Below are 18,208 nucleotides of genomic sequence, written 5' to 3' on the forward strand. Positions count from 1 at the left end.
TGAACGTAGTCGAAGTCTTTTGATTAAGATTTCTTTTAAAATAAAAAAATAATGATAAAAAGCTGGATTGGAAAAATACACTTGTGGCTGGGATTAGCGTCAGGAATTATTGTGTTTATTGTTTCAGTAACCGCTTGTATTTATGTATTTAATCAGGAGTTCACAAAGCTTGCCCGAAAAGAAGCAATTTATGTAACCAAACCTTCTGTCTCAAAGATACTTTCGCCTTCACAACTTTTTGAAAATGCACAGCAACTTTTAGGCGAAAAAAAAATTGGGTGGGTAAATATCTACAGTAAACCCGATAAAAGTTGGGTGTTTTTCAGTTACAAAGGAAATTCAGAAGCTACAACCTATTTCAATATGATTGACCACTACGAATCAGTTTACATCGACCCATATTCCGGAGAAACAACCGGAAGCTATAATGAAAAAACAGACTTTTTTAACATTGTAAAATATCTTCACTGGAGTTTGCTTCTCAGCACCAAAATAGGGCAACCCATAGTTGGCTGGAGTACGTTAATATTTGTGGTTTTGCTAATTTCCGGCTTGGTTCTATGGTGGCCCAAAAGTTTTAAAAATGGGAAAAACCTGTTTTGGATACGATGGAAAAAGCGCACTTCTGCAAAGCGAAAAAACTACGATCTGCACAACGTACTTGGTTTTTACAGTCTTATTTTTGCTCTGATAATCGCACTCACCGGTATGGTTTGGGCTTTTAAGTGGTTTCAGGCTATTGTGTACGTTGTAGCCTCAGGAACAACTGTACCGCCTGCTGTTGAAATAAAACAATCGGTTCCAACGCAGGTTGAAGATTCAAAAGCCATCGATATCGCATTTCAGCAAACATTACAAAAATATTCGCAAGCCGCCCAATTTCGAATTGTTCCGCCTGCCGACAGCCTGGCAGCACTTAACATTTATGTTGGCGATAAAGAGGGAGTTTACTACAAAACTCATCAGCTTCAGTTCGACCAATATTCAGGAGAGTTACTTAACGAACGAACACACAACGATAAAAACTTTGGCGAAAAACTGATAACAGCTAATTACGATATACATGTTGGTGCAATATTAGGGATACCGGGAAAAATACTTGCTTTTGTTGTAAGCCTGGTTTGTGCTTCGTTGCCTGTCACCGGATTTTTCGTGTGGTGGAACAAACGTAAAACACGTAAAAAACCGCTTTTCCAGTAAATAATAATCATGTTAACAACAGCTATAAAAAAATTATTTGGCCAAAAGAAGCTATCTCCAACCGAACTGACCATACTCTTTGGCGGACATTCCGGGAACTCGGAGTTTATAGCCAAAGAATCGTTCAGATATTTCAAACAAAATGGAATTAATGCCCGATTGGCTGACATGTCAAAATACAACTTTGATCGCCTGCCGGAAGAAAATTTCCTGTTGATTATTGTAAGCACTCATGGCGAAGGAGAACCACCTTCAACAGCCAAAAAGTTTCATCGAAAATTGTTTGCTGATGATACTCCGGATTTAAAAAATATTTCTTTTTCGGTATGTGGATTGGGTGACAGCAGCTATGAAAAATTCTGCCAAACCGGAAAAGAAATTGACCAGCGCCTCGAAGAATTGGGTGCCTCGCGCTTTTTAGAGCGAGTGGACTGCGATGTAGAATTTAACCAAACGGCGGCGCAATGGGTTTCAACTTTTTTGGGAAAATACCGGTCAGGGAAACCAAAAAATATAGCAGCAAATATTCAGCGAAACAATAACAACGAATATTTTGGCGCTATTGTTAAAAATCGTTATGCGCTGGATAAAACAGCAGAGCCACTTGTTTATCACCTTGTTTTAAGCGTTGACGACAAAAATTTCGTTTACCACCCGGGAGATTCGGTGAGCATTGTTCCGCAAAATCCGGCAGAGCTGGTTAATACATTAATCAAAAAATTAGGAAGCACGCCCGAAAATCAAGTCACATATAAAAACAAAATTTATACGTTGGAAGAACTTCTGACAAAAAAGATAGAAATTACAACAATCAGTAAAAGATTGCTGGAGAGCTATCTCAAAATTTCCAAAAATCCGGAATTAAAAAAACTCTTGTGCGATGAAAAAGAATTCCGCAACTATCTGGAAACATCCGATGTAATTGACTTGCTCACCGATTTTCCCTGGAAAGGCAACCTTGATGAGCTCACTGATATTTTTCGTCCAATTCAGCCCCGGTTATATTCTGTGGCATCCAGTATAAAATCCACTCCGGGCGAGTTGCACCTCATGATAAAACTGATTTGTCTGCAAGTTCGCAAAAGAACACACATGGGAGCTTGCTCGTCGTATTTAAACCAATGGATAAAACCCGGAACCCGGATAAAGCTAAAAGTTATTCCAAACAAAGCGTTCCGTTTGCCACAACACAATCAAGCCCTTATAATGATTGGAGCCGGGACTGGTATCGCTCCTTTCCGTGCTTTTATGCAGGAACTGGATGCAGAAAACCGAAATAACCCGGCATGGTTAATTTTTGGAGAAAAATACGCCCACAGGAATTTCTTCTATCAGGAAGAATGGCAAGACCTGTTTAACAAAAACACACTTACTCGCTTTGATGTCGCATTTTCAAGAGATTCTGCAAAAAAAATATATGTACAGCATCAACTGGAAAAACACGCCTTACTTTTTTACGAATGGCTGGAAAACGGAGCGAATGTTTATGTTTGTGGTTCGGTAAAAATGGGGCACGATGTTCGAAAAGCAGCTATTTCATGCCTTTCCGAAGTTCTTCAATTAGGAAAAGAAAAAGCCACAGTTTATCTTGAAAAACTGGAAGAAGACAACAGATGGCACGAAGATCTGTATTGAAAGCAAAAAAACCACAGTCACTCACCTAACAATAAAAAATACAATCGACCAAAAGGTCCTAACACTTTTCAGTATTATAGCCTTGGCCATCAGCCTTGACTATGTTTTACAACATATCTAAAATTTTGTTTCTTAAAAATTTCATTTGTTACATTTGTCCTACAAATAGAATTAATTCTAATTAAACCAATATGAAAACAGGTTTATCAACAACTACGCTTGCCGACCAGGTTGAAGAAAAAATCATTGAATACATCAAGGAAAACCATTTGGTTCCGGGAGATTCGCTCCCAAATGAAATGCAATTTTCTGAAATGCTCGGTACAAGCAGAAATGTAGTTCGTGAAGCTTTGAGCCGATTACGGATGTTAGGACTTATTCAATCGCGTACCAAAAGAGGGATTGTTGTTACAGAACCTCCTCTTTTAAACGGTTTTAAAAAGGTTTTAGACCCTAATCTCCTGAGTATTAAAACTATCAAAGAAATGATGGGTATGCGAATTGCCCTGGAAATCGGTATCGCGGAATTTCTTTTTGCAAATATCACTGAAAAAAAAATTGAAGAACTCGAACAAATTGTCTCCCGGCAGCAAGCTATCGGTATAAATAATCTTTCAGTAGAAGATGAAATGATTTTTCATACTAAAATATATGAAATTGCAGGGAATGATTTTATTCTTCAATTTAACCGGATAATGCACCCCGTTTTTGAATTTTCCAAACAAAATTATGAAAGTTATTTTCAGCCCGTAAACGAAAAGCTGAACGAAAAAGGAGATATCATACAACACACAGATCTTTTAAGATTTATCAAAAACAGTGATAAAGAAGGATACCAGAAAGCAATGCAAAAACATTTAAAACCCTATTGGGAATTCTTATATAATTACGATTAAGTTTATGAAGATAAAAAAAATCAAAGGACTAATTGCCGCCCCATTTACACCGATGAAACCTGACGGCGAAATTAACCCTGCAATTATTCCGGAGTATGCAGAAAAGCTAAAATCTTCGGGAGTAAAAGGTGTATTTATCTGCGGTACAACCGGAGAAGGAATGTTAATGACCCTGGAAGAACGAAAAATAATTACTGAAGAATGGGTTGGCGAACAAACGAACGATTTTAAAGTAATTGTGCATGTTGGTACCACTTCTGCAAAACAATCGAAGGAACTGGCAGAACACGCACAAAGCTTTGGTGCTTATGGAATTGGTTGCATGGGGCCTGTGTTCTTAAAACCTGGCAGAACCGAAGAGTTGATTGATTTTTGCGCGGAAGTTGCCGCAGGAGCTCCTGATTTGCCATTTTACTATTACCACATTCCTTCTGTTTCAGGCGTTACTCTATCTATGGTTGAATTTCTGCAAAAAGCTGCACCGGTAATTCCCAACCTGGCCGGGATAAAATTCACCCATAATAATTTTATGGAAATGCAGCAATGCCTTCAGCATGATGAAGAGAAGTGGGATATCCTAAGTGGTTTCGATGAGATGCTTTTAGCCGGACTCGCTTTTGGAGCCAAAGGAGCCGTAGGAAGCACATTCAATTTTATGGCTCCCATTTATAACCAAATCATCGAGGATTTTGAGAATGGGAATATAGAAGCCGCCAGGATCAAACAAATCAAAACCGTAAATATTGTTGAAATCCTTGTAAAACACAATGGTGCAATAGTAGCCGGAAAAAGTCTAATGAAATCTGTTGGTATTGACTGTGGAAAATGTCGTGCTCCACTAAGAAACCTAAAAGAAAGTGAACATAAAAACTTGAAAAGAGAACTTGAGAAAGAAGGTGTTTTCGATAAAGAAACCCAATTATAGCTTGGTTTAGTTAAAAAGGTTCTGTGGTTGCGACACAGAACCTTTAAATACACTAACTCAATAAATTGAATTAATTTTTAACAATGTAAATCTATGAAAAAAATTGAACTTGAACTCGAAAACAATAAGGCAGGAATACGCTTTATTGGTTTTTCTCCCTTTTGGAACTTTTTAATTATCCTGATGTTTTTATCAGCTAATGTTTGGGGACAACAAACAAAAAAAATTACAGGAACCGTCACTGACAAGTCGGGACAGCCATTGCCAGGAGCTACAGTTGTTGAGCAAGGAACCATGAACGGAACTGTTACAAATGGTGATGGAGTATATAACATTTCAACAACCGAAAACGCAGTGCTTGGTTTCTCTTTTGTTGGAATGAAGCCACAAACAGTAACTGTTGGGAACCGAAGTCAGATAAACATACAACTTGACGAAGAAACAATCGGACTCGATGAAGTTGTGGCTATTGGTTATGGAACACAGTCGCGGGCAAAAATAACAAGCTCTGTCTCTAAAGTAAATGCCGAAGAAATAAGGAATTCGGGTGAAATAAACCCGATAAATGCGTTACAGGGAAAGGCGGCCGGAGTTGAAGTACGTGTAACAAACGGACAACCTGGAGCATCTGGAAAGATTATCATCCGAGGTGGAACTTCAACCAATCCGGATTCTGACAATCCGCTTTATATAGTTGATGGAGTAATCCGCCCAATCAACGATTTAAATGCGGAAGATATTGAAACCATGCAAGTTTTAAAAGATGCTGCTGCTACCGCTATTTATGGAGCTCGCGGTGCAAACGGAATTGTTATTATTACAACCAAATCCGGAGCTAGTGGTGGTAAAGGTCAGATTAATGTCAAATATTCTACCGATATTTCTACTATCGCCAAATCCTATCCCTTTACCAATGCTGAACAATATTTGTGGGCAAGCCGAAAAGCAGCGGCACTTGGCCTGGATGATGTAAACTCTGCATCCCGGCTTTCAGACGGCGCCTATCCGTATTCAACTAATAATATTAGCAATACCGCCCATGGTGGTGGTTTTATGAATTCAAAACACACTGTTGAGTTTTTAGATGACTTAATTTCAGTTGAAGGACAAGATCTTGTAAGTGACCTTCTGGACAATCAGGGTTACCGAATAATGAACGATCCAATTTCCGGAAAAAGAATGATTTTTAAAGATAATAATTATGATAATGTAATGTTTCATACCGGAGTTAGTCACAACTACAACATCAACTTTTCCGGTGGAAACGAAAAAGCAAGCATATACACCAGCCTTGGCTACACGAATCAGGATGGTATTGTAAAAGGAACCTTTTACGACCGCCTAAGTTTTTTACTTAATGCATCCTATTTCGTAAAAGACAACTTAAGTGTAGAAGCAGGTGTAAACTATCAATATGTAAACTACAAGGACCCAAGGGGCTACAATGAAACCATTAACCGCTCTTCACGACTACCACACACTGTTCGCTTGTATTATCCTGACGGAACTCCGGCAATTGGAGAAAGCGCCAGTTCTCCTCGAAACATTCTGCATGAATTATACTACGAAAATATTGAATCAAAAAGATACAGAACTACTTTTCGTTTCGGACTCGATTGGGAAATAATTAAGGATTTACATTTTAAGCCATCTGCTTCGCTATTCCTGAACGAAGACGTTTACAACTATTTTGAAAGTTATCATGAATTCGATAAAAAAAGAGAAATGTCATCTTACCATAATCAAGACAGGAGATACATGGTAGATGCTGTTTTAAATTACAACAAAACGCTAGCTGACGCCCACAACATAAATGCAATGGCGGGTTCAAACATCAGTGATTTTCATGAATTCAATATTTCAGGAAGTGGAGCAAATGCTCCAACAGACTATATTCCAACTCTTAATGCTTCAAACACAGAAGATGAAAGGGCTTCAACATCTATTGGTGATGACCGGCTGGTATCCTTTTTCGGTAGGGTTAATTACGATTATAAAATGAAATACATTCTTGGTGTCAGCGGCCGCATCGACGGTTCTTCCAAGTTCTCAGAAGCCCATAAATGGGGATTTTTCCCGGCTTTTACACTGGGCTGGAATATTCATAACGAAGATTTCTGGAATTCCGGGGTACTTACTAAACTAAAGCTACGAACCAGTTGGGGTGAAGCAGGAAACAACGTACTTTCCATATCAGATACGCAAGGAGCATATTCTTCCGGCTACAATTATAGTTGGAGCCCAGGAATACTAAACACAACATTAGCTAATAACTCGCTGGTTTGGGAGACAACACGCTCAATTGATGCAGGTTTCGATGCCGGATTCTTTAATGACAGAATCACTTTTTACGCCGATTATTACAACAAACTAACAAGAGACCGCCTTGTATCAATCCCACTGGCTCGAGAATCGGGTTTCAACAGTATTGTTGCCAACTATGGTTCCGTAAGAAACCAGGGAGTTGAATTTGAATTGGGGGTTAATGCAATCAAAAAAACCAATCTTAACTGGAACATTTCAGCAAATTTTAGCTTTAACCGGTTAGTTGTAGCTTCCCTTCCAGACAACGGAAAAGATAAAAACCGAATCAATGGAGGTGAAATTTATGACAAAGAATCCGGCGAATATATTATGGTCGGTGGTCTGGCCGAAGGTGAGCGCATTGGCGGAATTTGGGCTTTCCATATGATTGGAGTATATGCAACCGATGAAGAAGCAGCCCAGGCTCCCTACGACACAAAAGTTTCGGGCTACTGGCTCAATAAACCTGCAGGCGAACAAAAAGTGGCTGGTGATGCTATTTGGGAAGATGTTGATTCAAATGGAATTATCGATGACCGCGATATGGTCTTTATGGGCTGGGAAGCCCCTGATAAAGTAGGCGGAATTACAAATACTCTGCAATGGAAAGGACTTACTGCTAGATTCGTTATGGATTATGCACTGGGACATGTAATTTCAAACGGTTGGAGAGCAAGAGCAAATGGAAATGCCCGCAACCGGGTAATGACAATAACCGATGTATTAAGTGATAATATGTGGTGGGAAGAAGGAGACCAGGCCACTATTCCACGTTATAGTGCTGCTTCCGACTGGGATAACGGAAAACGAAACCACATAAGAAATACTTCTTATAGTGGAGTTGGACCAAGACATAATTATACATATCCGAACTCACTATACATTAAAAAAGGTGATTATCTGGCTTTTAGAGAATTCTCTCTCTCTTACGATCTTCCATCCGGCATTTCACAAAAAATAAATATGAATAATATCCAACTAAATGCAGGAGTGTACAACATTGGTTACTTAACCAAATTTGACGGATTGTCGCCAGAGCGCTACGACGGCGGAGAAAGAGGCGAGTACCCAAGACCACGACAGTTTAAATTTGGCGTTAATTTAACCTTTTAATAAACCACGTTATGAAGAACAGATATAAATCAATAATAGTAACCCTGTCGGTAATGTTAATTTTATCGGCATGTGACAATTTTCTGGATGTTAAACCGGTTTCGAGCATAACTTCATCCAGTTTTTGGAATAAACCGGAAGATTGTGAAGCCTACCTGACAGGTATATATAATTCCGTGCGCTCTCGTTTAAACACTGAACTATATGGAGAAGATAGAGGCGATTCGTTTGAACCCGGGCATATTGGGCCGGTTTCTGAAGCCTGGGCACAATCACTAAATGCTTCAAATTCCCCTTCCTGGCAAAGCTTTTATAACACGATATATCACTTAAACAGATTGTTTAGCGAAACTGAAGGGATTGAATTTACAAACTCAAACGACAAAAATCGGATATTGGCAGAAGCATATGCACTGCGGGCACTTATATATTATCAGATGGCTAAAATCTGGGGTGATATTCCGTTAGTTACAACACCAACTGAAAATGCAGATGTTGAATTGGTTGCCAGATCTGGTGTAAATGAAGTATTCAACTTTATCAATCAAGATATCGATCAGGCTTTGTCGCTTTTTCCCGAAGAAGGCTATGTGGATAAAAACCGGATGTCGAAACCGGCAACTTATGCTTTACAAGCCGATGTGAAAATGTGGACCGGCAAAGTACTTGGTGGAGGAGAAGGTGATTTTAACAGTGCTTTATCTGCCATTGAAAAAGTAGAAGCTTCAGGCGTCAGTCTTTTAAACGACTTTAGATCCATATTTGACAGCTCAAACAAAAAGAACAACGAAATTATATTTTCAATCTTCTTTGAATATCAGGAAGCAAACGAGCATTATGCAAAACGAATTTCTTCATGGGGAATAAATGTTACCAGTGCAGTAAACTACAGCGACCTTCCCGTTACCGAGCGAAATAATGCCAGGCATGTGTATGGACCAAGCTCTGAATTAAAGAATGCATTTGCTGAATACAATACCGACGTACGAAAAAATGTCTCAATGATTGATGCTGTGCTTTCTAATGGAGATATTATACTTTCCAGCCAAAATAAATTCAGGGGAACAGTATACGACGACAGATATTTTGATGATGATTTAATTGTCTATCGCCTGGCTGATATTATATCTCTTAAAGCAGAGGCACTTGCTGCTTTAAACCGTTTACCTGAAGCCATTACAGAATTAAATCGAATAAAACAAAGAGCTCAAATTCCAGCTTATTCAGGTCCTGAAGAAAAGGTAGCTGTTGAAAAAGAAATATTAAAGGAGCGATGGAAAGAACTATTTCTGGAATTAAAACGATACCCCGATTTAGTACGCTTTCATTTCGGAGGCACGATAAACATCTACGAAAAAGTACCTAATCTGAACGGAAAAGAAGGCTATCCACTTTATTTCCCGGTTGAGCAATCAGTAATGGATAACAACGCATTAATTACCCAAACCGAGGGATATGAGTAAGGTTGTAATTTTCCGGCAAAACCTAGAAAGTATTAAAAATCAAAAGACAAAAATGATGAAAAAAATAATATTATCGATAGTATCACTCTCTGTTATTCTCGGTCTTTTCTATTCCTGTAAAGACGAGATGGAAGTAGTGCCACTGGAGCCTAACTTTGAGTCGAACAAGGTGGAGGTCACTGCTGGCGAATCTGTTATTTTCAACGATATATCGCAGGGAAATCCCTCCAGCTGGGACTGGACATTTGAAGGCGGAACACCTTCCACATCGCAGCTAAGCAGTCCTTCCGTAACATATAATTTACCGGGAAGCTATAAAGTAACCTTAATGATTGGTCGGAAAAACGATTCAACGTCAGTTATCAAAGAAGAGTATATAACCGTAGGATACGGACAAATTGCAGCCGACTTCGAAGCAAATGCAACTACTGTTACCCAAGGTGAATCAATAACATTTAGCGATTTGTCGACAGGTATTCCAACTACCTGGAGATGGGAATTTATTCCTGGAGATGGGGGAGAAACAATCACCTCCGAAGAACAAAATCCAACCATAACTTTTAATACACCAGGTACCTATTCGGTAAAGCTGACCGCCTCAAATCCGGCAAGCAGCAATGAAACAACAAAAACAGACCTGCTAACAATTATTGATGCTTCTTATGTAGAAGCCGGAATAGCGGCGGAATCGCAGGGCACTTACGCAAGTGGCTCAATCCAGTTTAAAGATGGTTCTTTAGGAACAGCAAAAACCTGGAGTTGGACATTTGAAGGAGGAACGCCCGCGAGTTCTACAGAACAAAATCCGGTAGTTACCTATAATACTCCCGGACGATACAATGTAAAACTTGTGGTTACCAACGATTTTACTTCTGATGAAACAGAAACTGAAGATTATGTTCTGGTTGTTCCGAACGACAAATTGAGTGCATTCTTCCCGCTTGACGGTAATGGATATGACGCGGGCCCCAGCCATGTGAATGCATCTAACTTAGGAGAGGGAACTATCAGCTTCGACCAGACAGATAGAAAATCAGTTAACAGTGCAGCTTACTTCGATGGAGAAAGCGTGCTGGTAGCACCCGATAACGATGCGTTTAACTTTGGAACAGATGATTTCACAGTAGCCTGTTGGGTAAAAACCGATGTAACCTCGCGCATGATGGTATGGATGGAAAGTGGCGGAATTAATGGCTCTGGTGACAAACAGGCATGGTTAAGAATTGGCGACAATACTTCCGACAGAAAAGCCAGGTTCTGCGTTGAAGATGACAGCGGATCCAATATATTGAATTCATCCGCTGAAGTGTCGGATAATACATGGCACCAGGTGGTATGCGTAAGAAAAGGTAACAATAGTAGTCTTTATGTAGATGGAATACTTGTTTTGTCAAAAGACGCTTCAAACCCCAAAGATGTTTCCAGTTCCCAACCTTTTAATATTGGCGGGCAGGCTGCATCAGGAGGAACACACAACAACTTTTTCATCGGTTTAATTGATGAATTAATTGTGTACAAAAAAGCTTTAACTGAACAAGAAATAAATGAGTTGTACGATCTTTAAAGTGTGGTATCATTTACGGAAGAGGGGAAAAACAATCCCCTCTTTCTATCTTAACAAAATAAATTCACATATTTTTTTAGGCTGAAACAGTTTCCGGTAAAAATTGAAATCCTATATGAAATTTTAAAACCATGCGAATAATAAAACAATCCGAGCTACTATTACTTTTGTTTACTTTTTTGGCGCCAATACATGCATGCACAAAAAAGGAAAACATACCAGATAATCCAATAATTGAAGAATTTAGTGCCGAAATAAATGTCTCTCATGAACAAATACCGGTTTTAACAGGGAAATCGCAAAATCTTGTGCTTGAGATACAACTGCAAGTTGATTCCCCTTCTAAATACATTATAAAAAGTGTCAAGGTTAATTTCGAAGGAACAACAGATATCAACGATATTGAGAGTGTGAGACTTTCTTATATTGGAAAAGATGCTGGCTCATTGGCCGACCGCCAATTTGGAGAAACAATGCCAGCTTCTGCTTCAGTTATTTTTTCAGATAATTTAAATATTAGCGACCCAACCGCTTATTTCAAAGTGTATGTAAAACTAAAAGATGCCATAGATTTATCTCATAAAATAAATGCAACCTGCGAATCCATTGAAACCGGCTCGGGAACCATAAAAAATACGGAAACAGCGGAAACAGCAGGATTACGACTGGGAGTTGCCCTTCGTAAACACGGCGATGACAATGTAGATACCTACCGTATTCCGGGGCTAACAACCACAAACAACGGAACTTTACTTGCCATTTATGACATAAGACGTGATATGAGCCGCGACCTGCAGGGAAATATAGACATAGGATTAAGCCGCAGTACCGATGGCGGACAAACCTGGGAAGCGATGCGAATTGTTCTCGATCGTGGAACCTGGGGCGGATTACCTGAAAAATTTAACGGCATTAGCGATGCCAATATTCTTGTAGATAAAAATACAAACACAGTATTTGTCGCCGGACTATGGATGTACGGAGTAATCGACTCCAACGGGAAATGGATAGAAGGATTAAACGAAGCTTCAGCCGACTGGAACCATCAATGGAAAAACAAAGGTTCGCAGCCAGGATTCGGTGTAAAAGAAACGTCGCAATTTTTGGTAACAAAAAGTACCGACGATGGACAAACCTGGTCAGAACCAGTGAACCTTACCGAAATGTGCAAAAAAGAATATTGGTGGTTGTGGGCTCCCGCACCCGGGCATGGAATTACTTTAGACAACGGTACTCTTGTTTTCCCAACACAAGGCCGCGATGCCAACGGAAATTCCTTTTCAAATATTACCTGGAGCGAAGACGGTGGCGAAACATGGACAACCAGTAATTTTGCCAGCCAGGGAACTACCGAAAACATGGTCGTCCAATTGTCTGACGGTTCGATTATGTTAAATGCCCGCGACGGTTCAAATAAAGGAAACATGTCTGACACAAACGGAAGGGTTATCTCCACAACAAATAATATGGGACAAACCTGGACTACTCACCCTACGTCAAGAAATGCACTGATAGAGCCCGGATGTATGGCCAGCATTCATAAACACGAGTATACTGAAAACGGACAGAAAAAAAGCATTTTATTCTTTTCAAATCCTGATTCAAAAGTCAACCGCGACCACATGACGATTAAAGTAAGTCTAGACGATGGGAAAACATGGCCCGAAAAATACTGGATATTACTTGACGAAAAATCGGGCCGAGGATATTCTTGTCTTACTTCTGTAGATGAAAACACGATTGGAATCTTATATGAAGGCAGCCAGGCCGATATGGTCTTTCAAACCGTAAAAATTAGTGAAATACTAAACAAATAGAACGCCAAAGAGTATAGAAAAAAAATGACTAAATTAAAGACGATGAAATATAATTTTTTAATTAAAACACTTCTCCCGGCAATTTTCCTGGGGTTCATACTTCAATCTTTTAGTGAAAAAAAGAAAAGCATTCAGCAATCCATTTTGTGGGAGCAAGGTACAGGAGATTATAACAACTACCGAATTCCTTCAATAATTGTTACTCCAAAAGGAACACTCCTGGCTTTTTGTGAAGGGCGGGAAGCAGGTGATGCGGGAGATATCGATTTATTATTAAAACGTTCGGAAGACAATGGAAAAACATGGAGTAACGAGCAAATTGTTTGGGACGATGCGCAAAATACCTGTGGAAACCCTTGCCCGGTAGTAGATGAAGAAACCGGCAGGATTTGGCTGTTTCTGACATGGAATAACGGCGAAGATCATGAATCGGCTATTATTCACAAAACATCTTCTTCTCCAAGAATTCCCTATCTCTGCTATTCGGATGATGATGGAAAAACATGGTCGGAGCCGGTAAATATGGGAGAAACCTGCAGAAACGATTCGTGGGGATGGTACGCTACCGGACCGGGAATTGGTGTCCAGGTAAAAAACGGCAAATATAAAGGCCGCCTAGTTATTCCAGCCAATCACAGTTATGACGATCCAAACGGAAATGTACGTAGAGGGCCCTACGGATACGGAGCACATGTTTTATACTCTGATGATCATGGAGAAACATGGCAAAAAAGTGAGCCCATTAAACCCGGCTGCAACGAAAGTCAGCTTACCGAACTTTCTGACGGAACATTGGTAATGAATATGCGATCATATAATGATAAACACGCAAGGGCAATCAGTTTTAGTAAAGATGGAGGAAATACCTGGTCGGAAATTGAACATGACTACCAACTTGTTGAATCGGTTTGCCAGGCAAGCATTTTAAATTTTGGCCCGTTTAAAGGCCAGCAAATGCATTTGTTTTTAAATCCGGCAGTTACCGTTGCCCGAACACACATGACAGTGAAAACAAGTTTCGACAATTGTAAAAACTGGAGTAACGGGAAACTTATCTATGCCGGTCCTTCTGCCTATTCCTGCCTGACAAAACTTCCAAACGGCAAAGTTGGGATGTTTTTCGAAGCCGGAGAAAAAAGCGCTTATGAAAAAATGGTTTTTGTCGCATTTGATCCCATTGAATTATTTACAGCTGGAACGATATTAAATGAAGGCAGTTTAAAAAAATGAAACCTCTATCGTCAGTCGAAATATTTGGAAACTGGGCAACATTACTTTTAGCTACAAATAGCAACGGAGATATCGATTATTCAAAATTATCAGATGAAATAGACATACTTATTTCATCACATCCAAACGGAATATACTCCAACGGAACGGCTGGTGAATTTTACTCACAAACCGAGGAAGAGTTTTTAAAAACAAGCGAATTACTGGCAACAAAGTGCGAAAAGGCAGGTATTCCATTTCAAATAGGTGTAAGCCACATGAGCCCGCAAATTTCATTCGAAAGGCTTAAAATGATAAAATATCTGCAACCAGGGGCAGTTCAGGTTATTTTGCCCGACTGGTTTCCCCCAACACTCCAGGAATGCACCATATTTTTGAAAAAAATGGCCGAAGAAGCGGGAAATATCAGCCTGGTACTGTACAATCCACCTCACGCAAAGAAAAAATTACAGCCGGCAGAATGGGCCATCTTAAAAAAGCAGGTTCCGTCTTTAATGGGAGTAAAGATTTTCGATTATAATTCTGACAAACTTTGGTATGAATCCGTAAGAGAGAACAGTGAGGGACTTTCGGTATTTATCCCGGGACATAATCTGGCAACCGGAATTAAACTTGGCGCACAAGGAGCATATTCAAATGTAGCATGTCTGAATCCGTTCGCTGCACAAAAATGGTTCAATCAAATGCAAAGTGATATGAATTCCGCACTGGAACTGGAAAAACGAATCAAACAATTTATGAATGAATTGATTGAACCTTTCATCACCAAACAGTTTTTCCCGAACCACGCCTGCGATCGGTTTATGGCAACGGTTGGCGGATGGGCGGATGTCGGTGCAAATTTACGCTGGCCCTACAAGTCCATCCCCGAAGAATTGGCCGAACCTGTGCGTAGAAAAGCGCTCGAAATCATCCCCGAATTCTTTTAGTACGAATTTGAAATAACAATTAAAATGAAATACTTTTTTTCGATCCTTCTCTTTTTTACTATCTCCGCTATTCATGGTAAAAACCACTACCTGAAATTTTCATCGCTTCCGGAACTTCCTCCCAATACAGGTTATTCCGTTCAGCCCGGCCTAGCCGGATCTTATTCGGGTGTGGATGATGATGTATTAATCGTAGCAGGAGGAGCAAACTTCCCGGAGAAAGTTCCGTGGGAAGGAGGAGCAAAAGTATATTACAACGAGATTTTTCTTTTACAAAAAAACGGTGATGTATATTCCTGGAGAAAATCGGAGGTAAAACTTCCATTTTCCGCAGGTTACGGAGGTGCGGTTTCCACTTCGGCAGGATTATTTTGTTTTGGTGGAAACACAAGCAGCGAGTGTATTTCTGAAAGTTGGTTCATCAATTATATTCCTGAAAACGGAACTGTTGAAATAACTTCTGGACCACAACTTCCTGTTCCTTTAACCAATTTTGCATTTGCCAAGGTTGACAATACCATTTTTGTTGCCGGAGGAATTTCAGAACCGGGCGGAACCTCAAAAAAAATATTTCTTTCGTTGGATATTTCAAACGCAAACTCCAACGAATGGAAATGGGAAAGCCTTCCTGAGTGGGAAGGACAACCGCGTGCTTTCTCCGTTGCAGTCGCCCAAAGCAACGGTGTTACCAACTGTTTCTATCTCTTTTCAGGAAGAAACGTTAGGCAAAACGGCGAAGTTGAAATTCTTTATGACGCACATGTCTACAACCCTTCGCTAAAACAATGGTCGCTTATTTCTGAGGGAAAAAACAAAGAATTTCCGGTTATGGCCGGAACTGCTTTTCCGGTTGGCGCCAGTACCATTGCTTTTTCGTCAGGTGCCAACGGCGAATTGATGCTAAAACAAATGAACATTGAGAAACATATCGCAGAACTTAAAGCTGCAGATAAAAATGAAACGGTTGCAGCTGAGTTAGCAAAGACCCAGCAAAAATTATTAAGTCATCTGGAAAACCATTCGGGCTTTGGAAACAAAGTTATAGGATTTAACACCCTAACCAACAAAACGTTCGAACTTGCCACGCTCCCTGAAACAGGACAAGTAACAACCACCGCTATTCAGTGGGGAGATGATTTTATTTTTCCTTCGGGAGAAATCCGTCCGGGAATTCGCACACCAAAAGTCCTTAAAATTCAAGTGGTAAAAGATGCGAAACATTTAAGTTTGCTCGACATCGTTGTTATCGGACTTTATTTTCTGGTTCTTTCGTGGATGGGCTATTTCTTTTCAAAACGACAAAAAGATACCAACGATTATTTCAAAGGCGGCGGTCGAATTCCGTGGTGGGCCGCCGGACTAAGCATTTTTGGGACCGCACTCAGCGCCATTACTTTTATGGCCATTCCTGCAAAAACCTTTGCCACCGACTGGTCGTATTTTACGCTCAACATGACCATCTTTTTAGTAGCTCCGGTTATTATCCTTCTATTTATTCCATTTTTCAGGAAATTGAATGTAACCACTGCTTACGAATACCTGGAAAACCGTTTTAATATCACCATCCGTCTAATTGGAAGCCTTTCTTTCATCGTTTATCAGATTGGCAGAATGGGCGTCGTTTTGTTTCTTCCGTCAATCGCGCTAAATGTCGTTACCGGAATCGATATATTCTTATGCATTGCCCTTATGGGGATTGTGGCGCTTGTTTACACGATGATGGGAGGAATAGAAGCTGTTATCTGGACGGATGTGATGCAGGTAATTGTTTTGCTTGGCGGAGCCATCCTTTCATTAGCTCTAATCATTTTTAAAATTGATGGTGGATTTTCTTCCATTGTGGAAACAGCGGCTGCCAGTCATAAATTTAATGTTTTCGACTTGACACTTTCACTAAAACAACCCACGGTTTGGGTAATGCTTCTGGGAGGAATTTTTGCAAACATTACTACTTACGGAACCGACCAAACCATGGTACAACGCTACTTAACAACAAAAACGCAAAAAGAAGCCAATCAAAGTGTGTGGACCAACGCTATTTTAACAATTCCGGCTACCATTATTTTCTTTTTTGTGGGAACAGCACTTTTTGCTTTTTACAAAACTTTCCCAACAGAATTGAACCCGACTTTTTCAAACAACGATGCTATTTTCCCGTGGTACATTGCCTCGCAACTTCCTGCAGGAATTTCGGGACTATTAATTGCCGGGATATTTGCCGCAGCCATGAGCAGCCTGAGCAGTAGCATGAATTCAGCAGCGACTGCATACTCCTCCGACATTCATTTCCGTTTTGGATGGAGTAGAAATACGAACCCGCTAAAACTGGCACGGATAGCTACATTCGTCATCGGAATTTCAGGAACCTTATTTGCATTTATGATGGCAACCATGGATATTCAGTCGCTTTGGGACGAATTCCAAAAAGTACTGGGACTGGTTATCGGCAGTTTGGGCGGTGTTTTTCTTTTAGGAATTTTATCAAAAAAAGCCAATTCAAAAGGCGTTTTAGTCGGAATTTTCATTAGCATAATGATACAGATTCTGGTAGCGACATATCAACCCGTACATCTGATTATGTATTCGGCAACAGGAGTACTGTCATGTTTTGTTATAGGTTGGACAGCCAGTTGGTTTTTTAAAGAATAACAGATTCGTTTATAATGAACTGAAATTTTCCTTTAAATCTTAAAATATTATTTCTTCTTAATCGTCCGAGAAAGAAAATGAAGTAATATGCCCAAAAGAATACCACACATGAAATTACGGATGACGACCGGCGACAAAATAAGGAAAATTACATTAAATCTATAAATGGTGCCGTTGAAGATAGCCAGCTTATTGAATCTTGTGGAAAATTTGATATAATCTATTCCACATTTTCACCGCATCACAAGGCAAATCCCAATTTAGGGTTAAAAAAATTCGTATCGTGTTGAATGAGAACCAAAAATCATTTACTTATGAACATCCCTGAAGCAATCAGCAACAGAACAAAGTATAAACAAACCAGCATTTTTGTAGTAATTGAAATAGCTTATACCATTTTAAATACAAAATGCCGCATTGAAAATTTTTAGATAGTGTTTGTTTCCGGTTATTGACATTATGGTTTCGGGTTGCATTTCTATT

The 18,208-nt window shown here is 39.8% G+C and carries 11 protein-coding genes; all 11 read left to right on the plus strand.

The features are described 5' to 3' along the window. Positions 1–51 precede the first annotated feature (51 nt). Positions 52–1,200 carry a PepSY-associated TM helix domain-containing protein gene (locus K5G00_RS24625; RefSeq protein ID WP_238769172.1) on the plus strand — a complete coding sequence of 383 codons (1,149 nt, stop codon included), beginning with the start codon at positions 52–54 and terminating at the stop codon, positions 1,198–1,200. A gap of 9 nt (positions 1,201–1,209) precedes the next feature. Further along, positions 1,210–2,835 (plus strand): diflavin oxidoreductase, encoded by a 1,626-nt coding sequence (locus tag K5G00_RS24630; protein WP_238769173.1) that lies wholly within the window; start codon positions 1,210–1,212, stop codon positions 2,833–2,835. 191 nt (positions 2,836–3,026) lie between these two features. Beyond that, positions 3,027–3,731: a FadR/GntR family transcriptional regulator gene (locus K5G00_RS24635; RefSeq protein ID WP_238769174.1), complete on the plus strand. Its 705-nt coding sequence runs from the start codon at positions 3,027–3,029 to the stop codon at positions 3,729–3,731. Between the two features lie 4 nt (positions 3,732–3,735). Further along, complete coding sequence (locus tag K5G00_RS24640) at positions 3,736–4,656, plus strand: dihydrodipicolinate synthase family protein (protein WP_238769175.1); 921 nt, start codon at positions 3,736–3,738, stop codon at positions 4,654–4,656. 93 nt (positions 4,657–4,749) lie between these two features. Next, the gene (locus K5G00_RS24645; protein WP_238769176.1) at positions 4,750–8,073 is read left to right on the plus strand and encodes a SusC/RagA family TonB-linked outer membrane protein; all 3,324 of its coding nucleotides are present in this window, start codon (positions 4,750–4,752) and stop codon (positions 8,071–8,073) included. An 11-nt stretch (positions 8,074–8,084) separates the two neighbouring features. After that, the gene (locus K5G00_RS24650) at positions 8,085–9,536 is read left to right on the plus strand and encodes a RagB/SusD family nutrient uptake outer membrane protein (RefSeq protein ID WP_238769177.1); all 1,452 of its coding nucleotides are present in this window, start codon (positions 8,085–8,087) and stop codon (positions 9,534–9,536) included. A gap of 52 nt (positions 9,537–9,588) precedes the next feature. Next, positions 9,589–11,100: a PKD domain-containing protein gene (locus tag K5G00_RS24655; protein WP_238769178.1), complete on the plus strand. Its 1,512-nt coding sequence runs from the start codon at positions 9,589–9,591 to the stop codon at positions 11,098–11,100. Positions 11,101–11,231: 131 nt separating this feature from the next. Beyond that, on the plus strand, positions 11,232–12,917 hold the full coding sequence (locus tag K5G00_RS24660; protein ID WP_238769179.1) for a sialidase family protein: 1,686 nt from the start codon (positions 11,232–11,234) through the stop codon (positions 12,915–12,917). A 42-nt stretch (positions 12,918–12,959) separates the two neighbouring features. After that, positions 12,960–14,147: a sialidase family protein gene (locus tag K5G00_RS24665; protein ID WP_238769180.1), complete on the plus strand. Its 1,188-nt coding sequence runs from the start codon at positions 12,960–12,962 to the stop codon at positions 14,145–14,147. Next, the gene (locus tag K5G00_RS24670) at positions 14,144–15,076 is read left to right on the plus strand and encodes a dihydrodipicolinate synthase family protein (protein ID WP_238769181.1); all 933 of its coding nucleotides are present in this window, start codon (positions 14,144–14,146) and stop codon (positions 15,074–15,076) included. The genes K5G00_RS24665 and K5G00_RS24670 overlap by 4 nt, the downstream gene beginning before the upstream one ends. A 24-nt stretch (positions 15,077–15,100) precedes the next feature. Beyond that, positions 15,101–17,725 (plus strand): sodium:solute symporter family transporter, encoded by a 2,625-nt coding sequence (locus K5G00_RS24675; protein ID WP_238769182.1) that lies wholly within the window; start codon positions 15,101–15,103, stop codon positions 17,723–17,725. Positions 17,726–18,208: the final 483 nt, after the last annotated feature.

The organism is Maribellus maritimus (assembly GCF_022267315.1).
Lineage (GTDB): Bacteria > Bacteroidota > Bacteroidia > Bacteroidales > Prolixibacteraceae > Draconibacterium > Draconibacterium maritimum.

Bases quoted from the DNA above. Each gene is read 5' to 3' on its own strand.
- K5G00_RS24675 (WP_238769182.1), top strand. From the start codon at position 15,101: ATGAAATACTTTTTTTCGATCCTTCTCTTTTTTACTATCTCCGCTATT.
- K5G00_RS24655 (WP_238769178.1), top strand. From the start codon at position 9,589: ATGATGAAAAAAATAATATTATCGATAGTATCACTCTCTGTTATTCTC.
- K5G00_RS24630 (WP_238769173.1), top strand. From the start codon at position 1,210: ATGTTAACAACAGCTATAAAAAAATTATTTGGCCAAAAGAAGCTATCT.
- K5G00_RS24665 (WP_238769180.1), top strand. From the start codon at position 12,960: ATGAAATATAATTTTTTAATTAAAACACTTCTCCCGGCAATTTTCCTG.
- K5G00_RS24645 (WP_238769176.1), top strand. From the start codon at position 4,750: ATGAAAAAAATTGAACTTGAACTCGAAAACAATAAGGCAGGAATACGC.
- K5G00_RS24670 (WP_238769181.1), top strand. From the start codon at position 14,144: ATGAAACCTCTATCGTCAGTCGAAATATTTGGAAACTGGGCAACATTA.
- K5G00_RS24650 (WP_238769177.1), top strand. From the start codon at position 8,085: ATGAAGAACAGATATAAATCAATAATAGTAACCCTGTCGGTAATGTTA.
- K5G00_RS24635 (WP_238769174.1), top strand. From the start codon at position 3,027: ATGAAAACAGGTTTATCAACAACTACGCTTGCCGACCAGGTTGAAGAA.
- K5G00_RS24625 (WP_238769172.1), top strand. From the start codon at position 52: ATGATAAAAAGCTGGATTGGAAAAATACACTTGTGGCTGGGATTAGCG.
- K5G00_RS24660 (WP_238769179.1), top strand. From the start codon at position 11,232: ATGCGAATAATAAAACAATCCGAGCTACTATTACTTTTGTTTACTTTT.
- K5G00_RS24640 (WP_238769175.1), top strand. From the start codon at position 3,736: ATGAAGATAAAAAAAATCAAAGGACTAATTGCCGCCCCATTTACACCG.